Here is a 15,332-nt window from a genome sequence, read left to right on the forward strand (position 1 = left end):
TAGACACGATCAACCGCTACAGCCCATCAATACTCAGGTTTGATCTCCGCCATCAGGTCTTATGGGATGGCTGTGATCTGCATGTATTAAGTGCTGGGTATATCGTTTATAACGGTCGAGTAACTTTTTTTGAAGGTCTAGAGGGCTCTTAGCGTCATGAAGATCGGATAGATTTTCATAAGTGCTATTTCGCAGAAGACTTGGTGTTAAATTGTATTGTGTCGATCGCTCTCCCCTGAAATAGAATCGACCGCGAAGTGAGGAGTGATCGGATTTCTTCCCAATAGCGTCCATCCAATCAAAGAATACTTCACTCGAAATTATATACCTTTGTCCTATTGGTATTTCCTGACTGTCGTCTGTGATAAGCTTTTTCGCAGATCTTAGACTGAGCCGCTTAGCTTTTCGAAAAAGCTTATTGTCATCGGGACTCTCAAGGTAAGCATAGGGATTTGGTTTTCGAGACTTCATTAATGGCATATGATTTTTGATAACAGTTCCCGTTATACACACACAAACCGTCGTGATAACACGGAATATTCGCCGTGCTGTATCTTTCGATTTTATGGCGTAACATGTTGAATACGAAAAATTTCAGTGTTGCTGGCAGCATGATATTGAAAATTTCTAAAACGATGCTGCCGTAGGTCGAGGCTTTTATGGCTCATAGGTTCGATCTTATCGGGCAGCTTTGGGATTTCGTATTCTGCCTCTTGGTGGATTGTATCTCAAATGTCGGGTGGCTGGGCAATCCGCCCTCAGTTATGAAGCGTGCGCTTTTAGGACTGTTCCGTCTCCAATTCTTGAATGAGTTGCCCGGTGGGAATCAAGGGTTTGCTTGCTGGATTCAAGCCTTTCGTTCTGAGGGCGACTATGCATCTTCAAGCTTATGACAATCGATTCTTGCGTGCGCGAAATTTTGGATGAAATTGTGGCGATCCGCCGCGATTTGCATGCGCATCCAGAAACGGCTTATGAGGAAGAGCGTACGGCCGGAATTATTGCGGCAGAGCTACGTCAGATTCCCTTGATGGAAGTGGAAGAGGGCGTCGGGGACACGCCGGGCGTGGTGGGCGTGTTGAGGCGTGATCTGCCGGGGCCTTGTGTGGGCTTGCGTGCCGACATGGATGCCTTGGCTATGGAGGATGCCTGCGGTCAGGAGTGGGCATCCACGATCACGGGGAAGGCGCACACTTGTGGGCATGATGGACACACTGCGGCCTTGATTGGCGCCGCCCGTGTGCTGGGTGTGTTGCAAGAGCGACTCATGCATCCGGTAAAATTTATCTTTCAGCCTGCCGAAGAGGGCGGCGCTGGGGCAGAACGCTTATGCAAGGCGGGCGTGCTTAAAGATCCAGATGTGGCGGTAATTTACGGAATGCATGGTTGGCCTTGGTTACCGAAGGGCACGGTCGGCGTGGCGAGTGGGCCGATCTTGGCCGCTTCCACGAGTATGGAAATTACCATAACTGGGCGCGGCGGTCATGCGGCTATGCCTCACCAAACGGTGGACCCGGTGTATGTGTCTGCTCAAGTGATTACCGCTCTCCAAAGTATTATATCCCGCAACTTGAACCCGTGGGAGCCTGGAGTCATTTCCGTCTGCAAAGTCGACGCAGGTTCAGCTTTCAATGTCATTCCTGATTCGGTGCACATGCTCGGGACCGTCCGGGCATTATCGAATGAAACGAGCGACTTCCTATTTGATCGCATTCGCGAGACGGTTGGACAGGTGGCAGCAGCCTTCGGAGCTTATGGCGAGGTGACGTTTGACGATCCTTATCCGGCGACGGTGAACCACCCGAGTGCGCTCAAGGCTTTCAAGCAGTCTATCAAGCCAGAGAAAGTCAAAGTGCAGAAAGTAGAGCCGGTGATGGGCGGCGAGGATTTTTCGTTCTACGGTCAACAGATCCCGGCAAATTTCTGGTTTCTCGGCGTGCAAGATCCTGAGGCTGCCGAGACCCCACTGCTCCACCAGCCTGCTTACGATTTTCCCGATGATCAACTCGGTCTCGCCATTAAGCTCCATGCGCGCTCGGCCCTGGGAAAAGTGGACGGGGTTTAGGGCGGTTATTTCAATCGGAGCTGTGGCCAAAAGCCGACGGAGCGGCTTCCCTACAGCTGGATGCAAGCGCTCTTATTATTCGCCTAACCGAGGCATGGATCGGGCGATAGCCGCTGCATACCCATCGGGCAGCCCATGTCTATCGGCGATTGATGGCCAGAGACCGACAGCCGCTTTTACGCTATCTAGGATCTCATCAATGCGTTTCGCTGATATGGAAAAGATGCGTCCGATGTCTTGAAAATGAGCGCGGTCGATACGATGGCCTCTTCCCCCAATCAGCATCCAATTACGACCCAAGGTATTGTCACAGAACACCAGGTCGTATGCAGGAGAAATGCGCCAGCTGTCATCGTAGAGAAATGAGAAGTTCTTGGCATGATCGTCACGGTTGTGGGCGAGGAAGTTAAACACCATGCGCCGAAACTGTTCTTCCACATCGCGTTGGTTCTTTGTCAGGGCGTAGGTGGTCCTGAGTAGATGGGCATAATCGTTTTCGGGGCTTTTGAAATCGAGGTGTTGCATTGATGCATAGGTGTGTAGGTGGATCCTTGAGTTGGGGTTTGTTGGCCTGCGATCGAAGCGGCGTATGGCAAAGTGGTGGCCGCCCTGCTCGTCCTGAATAAGTCGAGTTTCCGGAACTAGGATCCCTGCTTCTTCGGCTATTTCAAAATAGGCATGTTCCAGTTTTCCTTGGTTGTCATCAGGTCCAGCTGCGAACTTCAAAATCCAGGGTTCAAATCCGGGCGGGATCTCATCGCTTCCAGTGCACACACATTTTCCATCATCGCTAATCGCGACGAGCATCTTCGGCTGCGCACCTCCCGCTGTTGCTCCGGAGATCATAAGGCTGCTGTCTAACCGTTCATTATTATCCTGATGAGATAGGATGTGGTGTGCGGACCGAGCGGCTGACGCAATATTCACTGGGTCTGATTTATCGATCGGTCCCTCGCTCGGTTCGAAAGTGAGTGCGCCCATCGTCTTATTACCCAAATGAGCCAGCAATCTCACGAGTGACGGGCGTTTGTGTCCTGCTTCTTCGAAGCGCCGCATAAGCACCGACATGCCAAACTTATCTGGTAGCGCGTCTTCAAACAGACCGGGTAGGACTCGGCCCGTCCCCCAGTGCTTCGGGCCGAAAACCCCTGGCTTGAGTGACAGATGAAAGGGCGAGAGATCGATGCCGTTGCGCAGCCAGAGCACATCATACTCGAAAAAATTTCCAGAGTCAGTCTCGAGGATCTGTCCTACGCGTTGATCTCCCAGAAATACATTGAGTCTAAAGGCCATCGATATCGTCTAGGCTTTCGTATTCTGGGTCAGGAAAAAGCTCTTGGAGTGGCGCAAAGCTTCCCAAGACGCCAACAATCTTCAAGAAGTTCTCAAGTGAGGTTTGGCCGGTCGATTCGAAGAGGCGGTAGGTGGAATAGGGTATGCCGGTACGTTCGGACATGTCCTGTTGGGTCCAGCGGGCGTGCTTGCGCGCGCGTTTTACATCCGCAGATAATCGGGCTTGGACTTCTGTTGGAGTGAAGAGGTTCATGCTATTATATTAGCAATAATGGAATGATGTCGGACCTTTAAAACAATATATTAGCATAATATAGAGATTTGGTGTTGTTTATATCTGCCGGTACGGTGAGGCGTGGGCGTTTGTTCCAATCGGAGGCGAAGGCTGAAAGCCGCCAAAGCGGCTTTGCTATAATTTGGATTAACGTAGGGTGTCTTGGTCTAATCCCAGTGGTGGCGAAGCACCGCCCTCCGGCGATTTTTTAGTGGAGGGGCACGCTTTGCCGTGCCCTATTGCCTTAACCATGGGGTAGGGCCGGTTCGTCGAAGCGGGCCGCTTAAGGGGATATGGTTTCACCTGCGGGCATCAATTTACTCCGCGAGTTGGAATCCAACACTTCACTTGATCTGTGTAGGTCTTAAATTCTTCCCCGAATCTACTTTCGAGTTCTCTCTCCTCTATGGGGCGGATGAAGAAATTCCAGACAATCAACCCTAGGATGACGTAGATCGTCACCCAGATGGATTCGAGAAAGAGTGAGGTTGCGAAGCCTTGCCCCAGTCCGGCTATTGCCATTGGGTTGCGCACCACAGCATAGGGTCCACTCACAACCAGCTTCTTTGGCGTGTCCATGGGGATGGGTGTGCCAAGCCCAGTGAAGGCCATGATGTAACTGCAATATAGGCCCAGGATGCCAAAAGCAGTAAAGAAGATTATGGCGAGGCCTTGAGGCCAATTAAACTCATCAGTCAGGATGTGTCCTCTGAGCTCTTGGGTGATAATTGCCGGTATGATAACGAGTGTGATTACCCATGCTATCGTGCTCTGGAATACAGCTTTGGCGAAAATGAATTTCCTATTGGAACGCCGATTTACACTCACCACTCCTTCTTCAAAACAGAGGTGTATGTTAAAGGCAGCGCCGACTACCATCGCTGCGGTGCCCAAGTAACCTCCTTCAAGCAGTAAAGAAGACGATAGGCAGAATAGCGCAGCATACCAAAAACCACCGAAGACTATGAAACGTGCCACCTTTGAATCCTGAAATGCAGCGCACAAAGAACCGAGAATAAGAATGCCTATATCTGGAAGTGCAAAGCTCATAAAGGCTGCTTGAGTCATCCCAGGTAACTCGAACAAAGTGTAGAACGAATCGCTGGTTAGAATTCCGATCCACCAGACTAGTATTGCTATCGCCTGAAAAAGATAAGCGCTACGGATTGGGTCGTGGATCATACTCCAATGAATTACTTGCTTAGCCAGTGTTCTGCAAAGGAATATCAATTCCCTTTTGGGGTAGGTTGACCATTAAAAACTAATCATCAGTTTGCGTTTATTCCGGAACTTTTCCTCATTACTTGCAGAGCTGCCCAAGGCGGTCTGGGGCCCCCAAGGATGATGGAGTCGGTTCGCCGATCTGGATCGATCAAGAGGCATCGATTTTTAGATTAAGATAGGGCGCGGGATCCTAGCGATTGTTGTAGTCGCCTCACTCTGTTGAGGCGTGGGCTGTGGTTTCAATCGGAGCGGAAGTCGACTGAGCGGCTTTGCTACACCTTTCCCGTGGATTGCTTCGTCCAGCCGGCTAGGAATTCGCGGTTGCCGTCGCCGCCGGTGATGGGGGAGTCCATGGTGCCGATGAGTTGGGCGTCGGGGAGTTCCGCATGAGCGAAAGCGAGGATTTGCTGGAGGGTGCGGTCTTGGATTTTGGGGTCTTTGATGACGCCGCGGAATTTATCTACCTCGGCTTTTTCCGCTTCGAACTGAGGTTTGATCAATGCGATTAATCTACCGCCTTCGGCTAAGCAGCTCCAAACCGCGGGGAGCACCTTGGTCAGCGAGATAAAAGACAAATCCATCACGATGATGGGGTAGTTCAGGAAGGGGAGATCTTCGGCTTTGAGGTTGCGGGCATTTATTTTCTCAAAGTTGCGCACGCGCGCGTCGCGGAGGAGCTTTCCGTTGAGTTGAGCGCGTCCGACGTCGATGCAGGTGGCGTCGATGACACCGCGTTGGAGGAGGCAGTCGGTGAATCCTCCGGTGGATGCCCCGACATCCAGGCTGCGAAGTCCAGATACATCGATAGAGAATTGATCTAAGAAGCCCTCCAGTTTCTCACCCCCGCGGCTGACAAAGCGTGGCGGTTGTTCGAGTTCGATCGCTGCGTCCGCAGGAAGCGCCTTGCCCGGTTTATCTATGACCTCGGTGCCCAAGCGCACCTTGCCGGCCATGATGAGCGCTTTTGCCCGCGAGCGCGTTTCGCTGAGTCCGCGGGCAACGAGCAATTCGTCTAGGCGCATTTTCTTCGATTTGGGAGTCGGTGGCACGGATTGATTCACTCCAGATTCTCCTGAGATTTCAAACTGCAAATACCTGCTGTTTCCCGCTGATCTTCAAAGATTTGTGAATAACTTTGTTAATAACGAATAGCCTTAATGATCTTGACTGTGGGACGAATTGTGGTGTTATGGGAGGAAATGGTGAGATTGGCCTCTCGCCTTTAATCCATGGATTCACTCGGCACAGGCACGTATATCGGGGAGCATAAGCGGACCTTAGATGATAAGGGACGGTTGACTGTTCCGGCTGCTTGGCGTCCGAAAAAACCGAAGGATCCCGCTGAATCAGCGCCTGCAGGCACCTTCCTCGCGATTCCGAACCAGAGTGGTTATATCTCGGTGTATCCTCCTGAACGGGTCGACGATCTGAAGGCCAAGCTCTCCAAGGTTGGGCTCAAGGACCGGGCCGTCCGGGTCAAGCTCACGCGGTTTTTGTCCAAGCTCCACGAATTCGAGTTCGATAAGCAGGGGCGGATCAACATCAGCGACAAGCTCCTCAGCGGCGCTGGTATCACGAAGGATGTGGTCCTTCTGGGGGAGCTTGCTTCCTTCGCTATCTACAATCCCGAGACCTACGCCAGCCATGTCGACGGTACTGACGATGAGCTTGATGACGCCTTTGAGGAGTTCGACCTGTGATCCATCGCGAAGCTATTCAAATTAATGCTAGCCCGATCGACCTGGTGCGTCGACGCCTCCGCGCTGATCGACTCCGGCGCTTCCAGCAAGCTCATGCACCTTCCGACATCTTACCTTTCACGCACCGCCCGTCTATAACCGTCGAAGCAGGAGGGCGACACATTCGCCATAATGACCCACACCGCATCTAGTTTCTCAGCAAACCAGGAAGGGGAGCACCTGCCTGTGCTTTTCGATGAAGTCCTGTCGGTGTTTGAGGAGATGGATCGCAAGAACCTTTTGATTTGTGATGCGACCTTTGGCGGTGGGGGGCATACTTCCGGGTTTTTGGATCGTCTGCCTCATTCGCGTGTGGTTGCCTTCGATCAAGATCCTTCGGCGGCGCCGCGGGCGGAGGCTGTGGAGGCAAGCTACGGTGAACGCTTCCGATTTATACCTGAAAATTTTGAATCTATTCCAGAGGATGAGGAGTTGGGGAAGGGGTTTGATGGCGCTCTTTTTGACCTTGGGGTGAGTTCATTTCAACTGGACGAGGGGAATCGCGGGTTCTCCTTTCGCGAGGACGCAGCAGTGGATATGCGCATGGATCCCCGTGTCGGCATCAGTGCTGCAGAATTTCTTGAGACAGCCGATGAATCTGAACTTGTTGAAGCAGTCCGTGATTTTGGTGAGGAGAAGCGTTGGCGGACTGTGGTGGCAGCGATCATTCAGGCGCGGGGCACCGGTGCGCTGCAGACAACACATCGTCTCGCTCAGCTCATCGAGGATACGCTCGGCCGGGCTCCAGCGTATCTGAAAGGGCGAAAAACCCTACGACGGCACCCAGCTACGCTCACCTTTCAAGGTATCCGCATCGCGGTGAATCGAGAGCTGGAGGTGATGGAGCGAGCGGTGCCGGCTACATTTAAACTCCTCAAAGCTGGAGGCCGGCTTGCGGTGATCAGTTTTCACTCCCTGGAAGATCGCTTCATCAAACGCATTTTTCGTCAGTTTGCTGGCCGTCCCGAGCACAAAAACGATTCGCGCCCTGCCGAAGAGCGCCAGATCCAGGGCAAGTTGCTTACCACCAAAGCGATACAGGCCAGCGATGCCGAGCTGGCCCGCAACCCACGCAGTCGATCAGCCCGCCTCCGCCTCATTGAAAAACTCTAATCACCTGTCCTATGAATCCGCATTTTAAACTTAACATACTCACCTGTATCATCTTGTTGTCAGCCTTCAGCGGTGCTCTGGGGATCGTCTGGCAGAAAGTAGAGATCGCTGAGCAGGCCAAAGAAAATTTAAGAACCGAACGGCATATTCGTGACCTGGAGACGGAGCTGAGCGACGTCGTAAGACTTGTAGCGCAAACTGAGCGACGGGATAACCTCATTCAGCTGTTAGCCCAGCACGGCAGCACCTTGGCTCCGTATTCGCGCCAGCAAACCGTTCATCCGGGCGAAAACTCAGGGCCGCTCTACCTAGATGGGGATGTCTCCATGGCCAGCCTTGAAAATCTCTCTATTCCCCCAGCAGTGCAGCAGCCCGTTGTCGCGCCTGACCTGCGCGTGCCCGTCTATTTGAGCCGCTGACCCCACTAAGATGAGCCACGCATTCGCAACAAACATCCGTCATCTCAGTCTCTTTGGGGCTGTGCTGTTGGCTTTTGTTGTCTTGGCGGTGCGTCTGTTATTTCTGCAAGTCCTCAGTCGGGATGAGCTCCTGGTCTATGTCGATCAGGTGCGTGATTCTGTCCGTATATTACATGCGCAACGTGGAGATATCTTGGATAGCCAAGGAAACCTCCAGGCTACCAGCCAACCCGTTTACGAAGTGGGCGTTGATCCGCAGGATCTGAAACCGATGGATTGGGACGCCCTTAAGCAGGTTGCAGATCTCTTGGACGTTCCAGGATCTGAGCTGGTGTCGGCCTTCTCCAATACCGAAACACCGAGTGGGAACAAGCGTCGTTGGGTGCGCTTGGCGGAGGCCGTTGATCGGGATACATTTCTTCAGATCCAGCGCATCACATCGCGCGCGGTTTATGGGAATTTGGTCCACCGTCGGCACTATCCTGGCGATAAGGCTGGAGCGCACTTTATCGGAATGTTGAATAAAGAGGGTATTCCCCTTGCAGGCGTAGAGCAGTCATTCGATTTTTTTCTACGTGGCCAAGATGGCTGGCTGGAGACGGAGACGGATAGCCGCCGTCGTGAGTTAGCTCAGTTCCGCCGCCGTGAGGTAGCGCCGCAGGATGGGCTCCATATCGAACTGACTTTGAATCAGGTGATACAAGATATGACCGAGCACGCGGTAGCGAGCATTGTGGAAGAAATGGGGCCTGATTCGGTGAGCATTCTTGTCAGTGAGGTAGATACCGGATCCCTTCTAGCCGCGGCAATTTATCCGAACTTCGATCCGAATGAATATTGGGAGTATCCTGTCGATTCGCACCGAAATCGTGCCATCGCAGATGTCTTTGAGCCTGGTTCTACCTTCAAGGTCGTGACTGCCGCTGCTGCGTTACAGGAAGGTATTGTGATCCCTTCAGATGTCCTTAAGACGGGAGACCGTATCGTTGAATACATGGGGCGGCGTATTCGTATGCCCGATGAGTATAACGGAAAGGTGTTTCCTCAGCTGACTGTTAGGAAAACTGTCGTCAAATCGAGTAACCGTGGCTCGGCAGTTCTTGGGATGATGCTTGGCGAGATGCCTATGTATCAGTATGCACGCAGCTTTGGCTACGGGCACCGCACGGGGATTGCTGTATACGGTGAAGCGTCTGGCATTTTGGACCATCCCGATCGCTGGGACGGTATAACCATTTCTCGCTTGCCAATGGGGCATGCCATTGCGGCGACACCGCTCCAGGTGCACACCGCGATGGGTGCTGTGGCCAATGGTGGGGTGCTGATGCGTCCGAGGATTGTAAGTCGGATCATTGATCGTGATGGGCGCACCGTGAGCCGTGTTGCTCCTGAGGAAGTAGGACGTGCCATCAGTGAGTCCACAGCGCTCGTCGTATCCGATATGTTGGCCGAAGTGGTGTCGCCCGAAGGAACGGCCCGTTCAGCTCAAATAAAAGGTTATCGTGCCGGTGGTAAAACGGGAACGACTGAAAAGATCGATCCCAATACGAAACTGTATCTGAAGAACGCTAACGTCGCCTCATTCTCTGGTTTCCTACCTGTTGAGCGCCCTGAGATTGTGATTACCATCGTGGTCGACAATCCGAAGAAGGCCGCGAGTCAGACGGGTGGTTTTGTGACGGGTCCCACCTTTAAGTTGTTGGGCACCCAGATCACCCAATACCTGGGAATCGAACCTGTTGAACAACCGGTCTTCCCTCTGGCACTTGTTGAGACAGGAGGTGTCCAATGATCCGGATGGCACCGTTGTCGATGGCATTGCTTTTAGGAAGCCAGGTCGATTCTCGTCCTCTAGCCATGACGATGGAAGATGCTCATGGAAACAGACTTCCGCGCCGCTTTTCACAAATCGATCTTCTTAAAGGTTTGGTCGATAAGAAGCCCAAGGGAGAGCTGAAGGCAACCGTTACTGGTTTGGCTACCGACAGTCGGAGAGTGGTGCCGGGCTCATTGTTTTTTGCGATCAGTGGGTATCGGACGGATGGTAACGATTATATTGGCGAAGCTATCAGTCGTGGAGCAATCGGGATCGTTTCCGAGCGGCCGCACCCGCGTATCTGCCCGGTTCCTTTTTGGACTGTGGGCGATGCACGCACGGCTTTAGCCGATGTGGCGGCGCGTTTCTATGGTCATCCAGAAAACGACCTTAAAATCGCGGCCGTGACAGGAACGAATGGTAAAACAACCGTCGCGATGCTGACACAGCATCTTATGGAAGGCGATGACCCAGTCGGCCTGCTTTCCACCGTTCGCTACGACGTCGGGAAGCGTACGTTTCCTGCTTTTCGCACAACTCCAGAATCGGTCGATATCTATGCTTTGCTCGATCAGATGCGCACCGGGGGGTGCTCATCCATGATGATGGAGGCGAGTTCTCATGGCATTCATCAGAAACGAGTCTGGGGCGTGCAGCTCGAAGTCGCGGTCTTTACAAATCTGACCCAAGATCACCTCGATTATCATGGCGACCTCAACGATTATTTTGAGACGAAAGCCAAACTTTTTGCAGGAGTCGGGGCCGCTGCGCCGCGTGTCGGAGTGATCAATATCTCAGATGCCCATGGGGCGGAGCTGGCTCGGCGTGTGGCGGGTAGGATGAAGCTCGTTACCTTTGGAAAGGAAAATGTAGCGACACATCGGATCGTTATAAAATCCATGCGAGCCGATGGTGTCAGCTTCGATCTGGTGGGTTCCGAAGATACACTAAGCATCGAGAGCGCACTGCCTGGGGAATATAATATCTATAACCTCGCCGCTGCTATTCTATGTGCCCAGGAGATGGGTGTTACACGTGAGGCGATTCTTGATCGTTTAGCGTCATTTAGGGGTATACCTGGTCGTATGCAACGGGTAGAGCACTTTGATGGTGTCCACGTCTTTGTCGATTACGCACACACCCATGATGCCATTCACAATGCTCTGAATATGTTGGGCGAGGTCATCGACGGGCAGATACACATCGTCTTTGGCTGTGGTGGAGATCGCGATCGAAGCAAGCGTCCGAAGATGATGCAGGCCGCGCTCGATGGTGCGGATCACGTCTATTTAACTGCTGATAATCCGCGTCTCGAGGCGCTCGATCAGATCTTTGGTGACACAATGGCCGCTGTTGAGGAAAGCGACCGGATGCGGGTGCAGGTCATTCGTGATCGCCGCGAGGCAATTGCGGTAGCTCTACGCTCAGCAAAGCCTGAGGATTGTGTGCTGATCGCAGGAAAGGGGCATGAGAATTTCCAAGAGATCGCGGATGCGCTGATTCCTTTTGATGACGTCCAGACAGCTCAGGAGCTCATCGCTGCGCTTGAATTAAAAGGAGGGGTGCATGCCTGAGTTTGATGCTGGTTTTTTCCAGGAAAACCTAGGACTGGGAAAATGGGGTAAGCGGCCACTCTCCGGATGTGTCAGCGGCTTTTCTAATGACACGCGGAAAATCGACCATGGTGATTGCTTCATTGCCATCAAGACAGAGAAGCGCGACGGGCATGATTACCTGGAGCAGGCGGCGAATGCAGGAGCAGCCATGGCCTTAGTATCGGAATGTCGACCGGGAGTGACGCTCTCCCAATTCGTTGTTCCAGATTCCGTTGCTGCCTTGCAAGAACTTGGACGGTCCCATCGTTTGGTTGCCGAATGCCCGGTTGTTGGGATCACGGGCACAGCCGGAAAGACGTCGACGAAGGATTTGCTTGCTCTGTTACTCGGTGACAGTGCGTGGAAGACCCAGGGCAATCTCAACAATACCTTGGGTGTTCCCTTGACGCTGTTGGAGATCGAACCTGATACGCATACCGAAGTGGTGATCGAAGCAGGCATTAGTGAGGGCCGCGAAATGGATGTCCTTGCCGATATGATCCGTCCCGATGTCGGTATCGTAACCAGTGTCGGTCCGGGCCATCTCGATCATCTCAAAACGGTCGAAGGCGTGGCCCAGGAGAAGGTGAAGTTACTCCACGCAGTCGAAGATGGGGGCTTAGCGATTTTTCCCCACACCTGTTTGAAATTTGAGTCATTCAGAAAACTCGATGGCCGAGTTTGGGTGACAGCGCCGATGGACGTAGAAGTCGACCTGCCAAGTAATTACGAGCTCATTTGCTACACGACTGAAACTAGAAGCAAACTGCACTGCGGGGCCCGCCTAAGAGTCGCGGGCCCCGCTAATTTTATTTTCGAATACATACTGCCCGAAATGTCTGATGGGATGGTGAGCAACGCCGTTTTAGCGATTTTGGCTGCACAGGAGTGTGGCGTAAGCCAGGCAGATATCGTCGAACGCTTAGAGTCTTGGCAGCCGTCGACTCATCGTGGCCAGTGGGTAAAGATGGGAAAAAAGCGCGTCTATGCAGACTGCTACAACGCGAACCCGCTTTCGATGTTGGACGCATTCAGGCATTTCGATCAGAACAGCCACCTTACGGCAGAGCGCCTGTTTATTGTGGGGACGATGAATGAATTGGGCGAAGAGACTGAGCGCATTCATAATGAAGTGGGATCTAAAATCCCGGTGGGTCCTAAAGATCGAGTCGTGCTGATCGGGCCTCAGGCTGGTGCGATGGCTCAAGGTTTAGCGCAACGGCTGACGCAGCCGGGACAAATTATAGAGGTGGATGAGGTCGGTGAGATTATGGCGTCATTCCATGGTTTCTCAGGAGAGGTATTTTTGAAGGCCAGTCGTAGCTATCATCTTGAAATCTTGTTGAATACGCCGGTTGGGGAGGCGGTTGGGGCATGTTGAGTTGGTTGGCACACTATGAGGATGTTTTCGGGCCGATGCGCTTGTTCCGCTTCATCACGTTGCGGGCCATGATGGCGGGAATCACCGCGCTAGGGATCGGCTTCGTCGTCGGACCGTGGCTCATCGGTCGCCTCCGAAAATTTAAGATAGAGCAGTCTTTTCGCACCGCCGATGAGGTGGGCAAGCTCGCCGAACTCCATGCCTCCAAGAAGGCGACACCGACGATGGGCGGGTTGATGATCTTCATCTCTATCACTGTGAGTGCCCTGCTTTGGGCTGCGCCGAATGTTTACGTTTATGTCGCCCTGATCGTTTATGCTGCTCTCACTGCCATCGGATTCGCTGATGATTTTTTAAAGGTGACGAAGAAAGACAGCGGTGGGCTTCCAGGTCGTTATAAGCTTCTCGGCCAAGGGGTCATATGCGTGTTGGCTCTTCTCTTTCTCTATAATGATTCGGCTGCTGGGCCCCGGGTTGCTGAGCTGTGGCTTCCCTTCATTAAAGATGTCGTTTGGGCCACGATGCCGTTCTGGGTGGTCGGGGGCTTTTTCTTCCTGGTGATGGCTGGATCGAGTAACGCCATCAACCTGACTGATGGCATCGATGGCTTGGCGATCGGTTGCACGGTTACTGTCGCTCTAGCCTACGGGATCATGGCGTATGCCGCTGGAAACAGCGTGATCTCTGACTACCTTTTCATCAGCTACCTTCCTGGTACCGGAGAGCTCGCGGTGGTGTGCTCAGCTTTGTTAGGGGGCAGTTTGGCTTTCCTTTGGTTTAATGCGCACCCCGCACAAGTATTCATGGGCGATACGGGCTCGTTAGCCCTGGGTGGACTGATAGGAACTATTGCCTTCATGATCCACCAGCCAGTGACACTCGTCATCGTCGGCGGGATTTTTGTGTGTGAGGCGCTGTCAGTTATTATCCAAGTCGGAGTCTATAAATCCCGCAAAACGCGTTTTTTTCGTATGGCCCCCATCCATCATCACTTTGAGCTAGGAGGCTGGCATGAAATGCAGGTGGTGATTCGTTTTTGGATTCTTTCCCTCATCTTTGCCATTCTTGGCCTAGCAACCCTGAAACTGCGTTAGGATGACTCACCGCTCACCAGTTTTTGAAGATCTGCTTGAACAGCCTGTGGCTGTCCTAGGTGCTGGGCTGAGTGGGCGCGCTGCTGCTGAGGCCTTAGAGCGACGTGGCTATGCGGTTGTCATCTATGATCGTGATTCTGGCCGGGGCACGGTGGATGATTTCTCGCCTAAAGCTGCGGCTGAGCACCGTTTATGCATCGTGAGCCCTGGTTTTGCTGAGGATCATCCATGGTTAGTTACCGCTCGAAAACAGGGGTGCGTGATCCGCTCAGAGCTTTGGCTCGGGCGCCAGTTCTGGAAGGGTAAAATTATTGGCGTCACTGGCACCAATGGTAAGACGACGCTGACTCGATTGCTGGCGCATGCATTCAGTGTAGCTGGCTTTGATGCCCAGGCGGTGGGTAATGTGGGCTTGCCTCTCTGCGCCATAGTCGACGATTCAAAGAATCACGCCGATAGCATCGCGGTGTGTGAGATCAGTTCGTTCCAGGCAGAATCGAGCCAAGAGCTACACCTCAATGGACTGATCTGGACCAACTTTGCAGAGGATCATCTTGATCGCTACGCTAGCATGGAGGCCTACTTTGCGGCTAAAGCGTGGTTGTTTGAGTCTCTGGTCTTTGAAGCTCCGGTAATTGCTGGGGAGTCGGTGTTTGCCTTCGCCGATGAGGCGAAAATCAACCTGCCGATCAGCGTCGAGAGAGCTCCAAAAATCGCCCGCGCTTGCCTGCCGCCCGCCTTTCGGCTGGGGCCACGTGGTGAGACCTTTCACCAAGGTGCGGCACTCTGGCAGGCCTTAGGACTCTCTTTGGAGCACTGGCGCGAAGCAGCCTCGAGTTTTCAGTTTGATCGTCATCGCCTCGAGTTCTGCGGAGAGCAGGAGGGAGTGCGTTTCTGGAATGATTCGAAGGCGACTAATTTTCATGCCTGCTTGGCAGCCGTCGATGGCATAGAAGGCCCGATTTTCTGGATCGGTGGTGGACGGAGCAAAGGTGGGGACCTGGATGGCTTCGCCGAGCAGCTTTCTAGCGATATCTCCGCGGCCTACATCGTGTGTGCCGATCCCGAGGCGATTAGCCGTTCCTTCACTCCGTTTATGACAACCAAGGATTACGATCAGCTGGATTCTGCTGTGAATGATGCCTATCTAGATGCGATGCACTGTGGGGGCGGGGATGTGCTCTTTAGTCCGGCTTTTTCCAGCCTTGATCAGTATGATAGCTTTGCGGATCGCGGCGATGCCTTTGTCGACGCAGTTCGGCGTCTCGATTTTGAACCTACTCACCGGTTTTTCACTCAAACCCTTCATCTAATTTAAC

Annotated in this window: 15 protein-coding genes; 11 read left to right on the top strand and 4 right to left on the bottom strand. The window is 53.0% G+C overall.

Translation table 11 applies throughout. The features are described 5' to 3' along the window. Positions 1 to 659: 659 nt before the first annotated feature. Positions 660 to 893 (top strand): hypothetical protein, encoded by a 234-nt coding sequence (locus HRU10_09670; protein NRA27502.1) that lies wholly within the window; start codon positions 660 to 662, stop codon positions 891 to 893. Then, positions 890 to 2,065: an amidohydrolase gene (locus HRU10_09675; protein NRA27503.1), complete on the top strand. Its 1,176-nt coding sequence runs from the start codon at positions 890 to 892 to the stop codon at positions 2,063 to 2,065. The genes HRU10_09670 and HRU10_09675 overlap by 4 nt, the downstream gene beginning before the upstream one ends. A gap of 75 nt (positions 2,066 to 2,140) precedes the next feature. On the opposite strand, the gene HRU10_09680 is transcribed toward HRU10_09675, so the two are convergent. The 4 genes from HRU10_09680 to HRU10_09695 all read right to left on the bottom strand — a co-directional run bounded on the left by HRU10_09680 (position 2,141) and on the right by HRU10_09695 (position 5,878). After that, positions 2,141 to 3,358 carry a type II toxin-antitoxin system HipA family toxin gene (locus HRU10_09680; protein NRA27504.1) on the bottom strand — a complete coding sequence of 406 codons (1,218 nt, stop codon included), beginning with the start codon at positions 3,356 to 3,358 and terminating at the stop codon, positions 2,141 to 2,143. Then, entirely contained in the window at positions 3,348 to 3,611 is a 264-nt protein-coding gene (locus HRU10_09685; GenBank protein NRA27505.1) for a helix-turn-helix transcriptional regulator, read from the bottom strand. The genes HRU10_09680 and HRU10_09685 overlap by 11 nt, the downstream gene beginning before the upstream one ends. A 333-nt stretch (positions 3,612 to 3,944) precedes the next feature. Then, positions 3,945 to 4,814: an isoprenylcysteine carboxylmethyltransferase family protein gene (locus HRU10_09690; protein NRA27506.1), complete on the bottom strand. Its 870-nt coding sequence runs from the start codon at positions 4,812 to 4,814 to the stop codon at positions 3,945 to 3,947. Positions 4,815 to 5,128: 314 nt separating this feature from the next. Further along, the gene (locus tag HRU10_09695; GenBank protein NRA27507.1) at positions 5,129 to 5,878 is read right to left on the bottom strand and encodes a TlyA family RNA methyltransferase; all 750 of its coding nucleotides are present in this window, start codon (positions 5,876 to 5,878) and stop codon (positions 5,129 to 5,131) included. Positions 5,879 to 6,085: 207 nt separating this feature from the next. Between HRU10_09695 and HRU10_09700 the strand changes: the two genes are divergently transcribed. The 9 genes from HRU10_09700 to HRU10_09740 are packed head-to-tail and all read left to right on the top strand — an operon-like array spanning position 6,086 to position 15,331. Continuing rightward, complete coding sequence (locus HRU10_09700; protein NRA27508.1) at positions 6,086 to 6,556, top strand: mraZ; 471 nt, start codon at positions 6,086 to 6,088, stop codon at positions 6,554 to 6,556. Continuing rightward, positions 6,553 to 6,747 carry a hypothetical protein gene (locus tag HRU10_09705; protein NRA27509.1) on the top strand — a complete coding sequence of 65 codons (195 nt, stop codon included), beginning with the start codon at positions 6,553 to 6,555 and terminating at the stop codon, positions 6,745 to 6,747. The genes HRU10_09700 and HRU10_09705 overlap by 4 nt, the downstream gene beginning before the upstream one ends. Further along, the gene (gene rsmH, locus HRU10_09710; GenBank protein ID NRA27510.1) at positions 6,728 to 7,708 is read left to right on the top strand and encodes a 16S rRNA (cytosine(1402)-N(4))-methyltransferase RsmH; all 981 of its coding nucleotides are present in this window, start codon (positions 6,728 to 6,730) and stop codon (positions 7,706 to 7,708) included. The genes HRU10_09705 and rsmH overlap by 20 nt, the downstream gene beginning before the upstream one ends. An 11-nt stretch (positions 7,709 to 7,719) precedes the next feature. Further along, a complete protein-coding gene (locus HRU10_09715) occupies positions 7,720 to 8,127 on the top strand; it encodes a hypothetical protein (GenBank protein NRA27511.1) in 408 nt (135 codons plus the stop codon). A 10-nt stretch (positions 8,128 to 8,137) separates the two neighbouring features. Next, on the top strand, positions 8,138 to 9,919 hold the full coding sequence (locus tag HRU10_09720) for a penicillin-binding protein 2 (GenBank protein NRA27512.1): 1,782 nt from the start codon (positions 8,138 to 8,140) through the stop codon (positions 9,917 to 9,919). 20 nt (positions 9,920 to 9,939) lie between these two features. Further along, positions 9,940 to 11,517, top strand: a complete 1,578-nt coding sequence (locus HRU10_09725) for a UDP-N-acetylmuramoyl-L-alanyl-D-glutamate--2,6-diaminopimelate ligase (protein NRA27513.1) — start codon at positions 9,940 to 9,942, stop codon at positions 11,515 to 11,517. Beyond that, positions 11,510 to 12,919 carry a UDP-N-acetylmuramoyl-tripeptide--D-alanyl-D-alanine ligase gene (locus HRU10_09730; GenBank protein NRA27514.1) on the top strand — a complete coding sequence of 470 codons (1,410 nt, stop codon included), beginning with the start codon at positions 11,510 to 11,512 and terminating at the stop codon, positions 12,917 to 12,919. Before HRU10_09725 ends, HRU10_09730 begins: the two co-directional genes overlap by 8 nt. Beyond that, positions 12,913 to 14,013: a phospho-N-acetylmuramoyl-pentapeptide-transferase gene (locus HRU10_09735; protein NRA27515.1), complete on the top strand. Its 1,101-nt coding sequence runs from the start codon at positions 12,913 to 12,915 to the stop codon at positions 14,011 to 14,013. Before HRU10_09730 ends, HRU10_09735 begins: the two co-directional genes overlap by 7 nt. Before the next feature lies 1 nt (position 14,014). Further along, positions 14,015 to 15,331: an NAD(P)-binding protein gene (locus HRU10_09740; GenBank protein ID NRA27516.1), complete on the top strand. Its 1,317-nt coding sequence runs from the start codon at positions 14,015 to 14,017 to the stop codon at positions 15,329 to 15,331. Position 15,332: the final 1 nt, after the last annotated feature.

The sequence above is a fragment of the Opitutales bacterium genome (genome assembly GCA_013215165.1).
Taxonomy (GTDB): Bacteria; Verrucomicrobiota; Verrucomicrobiia; order Opitutales; family JABSRG01; genus JABSRG01.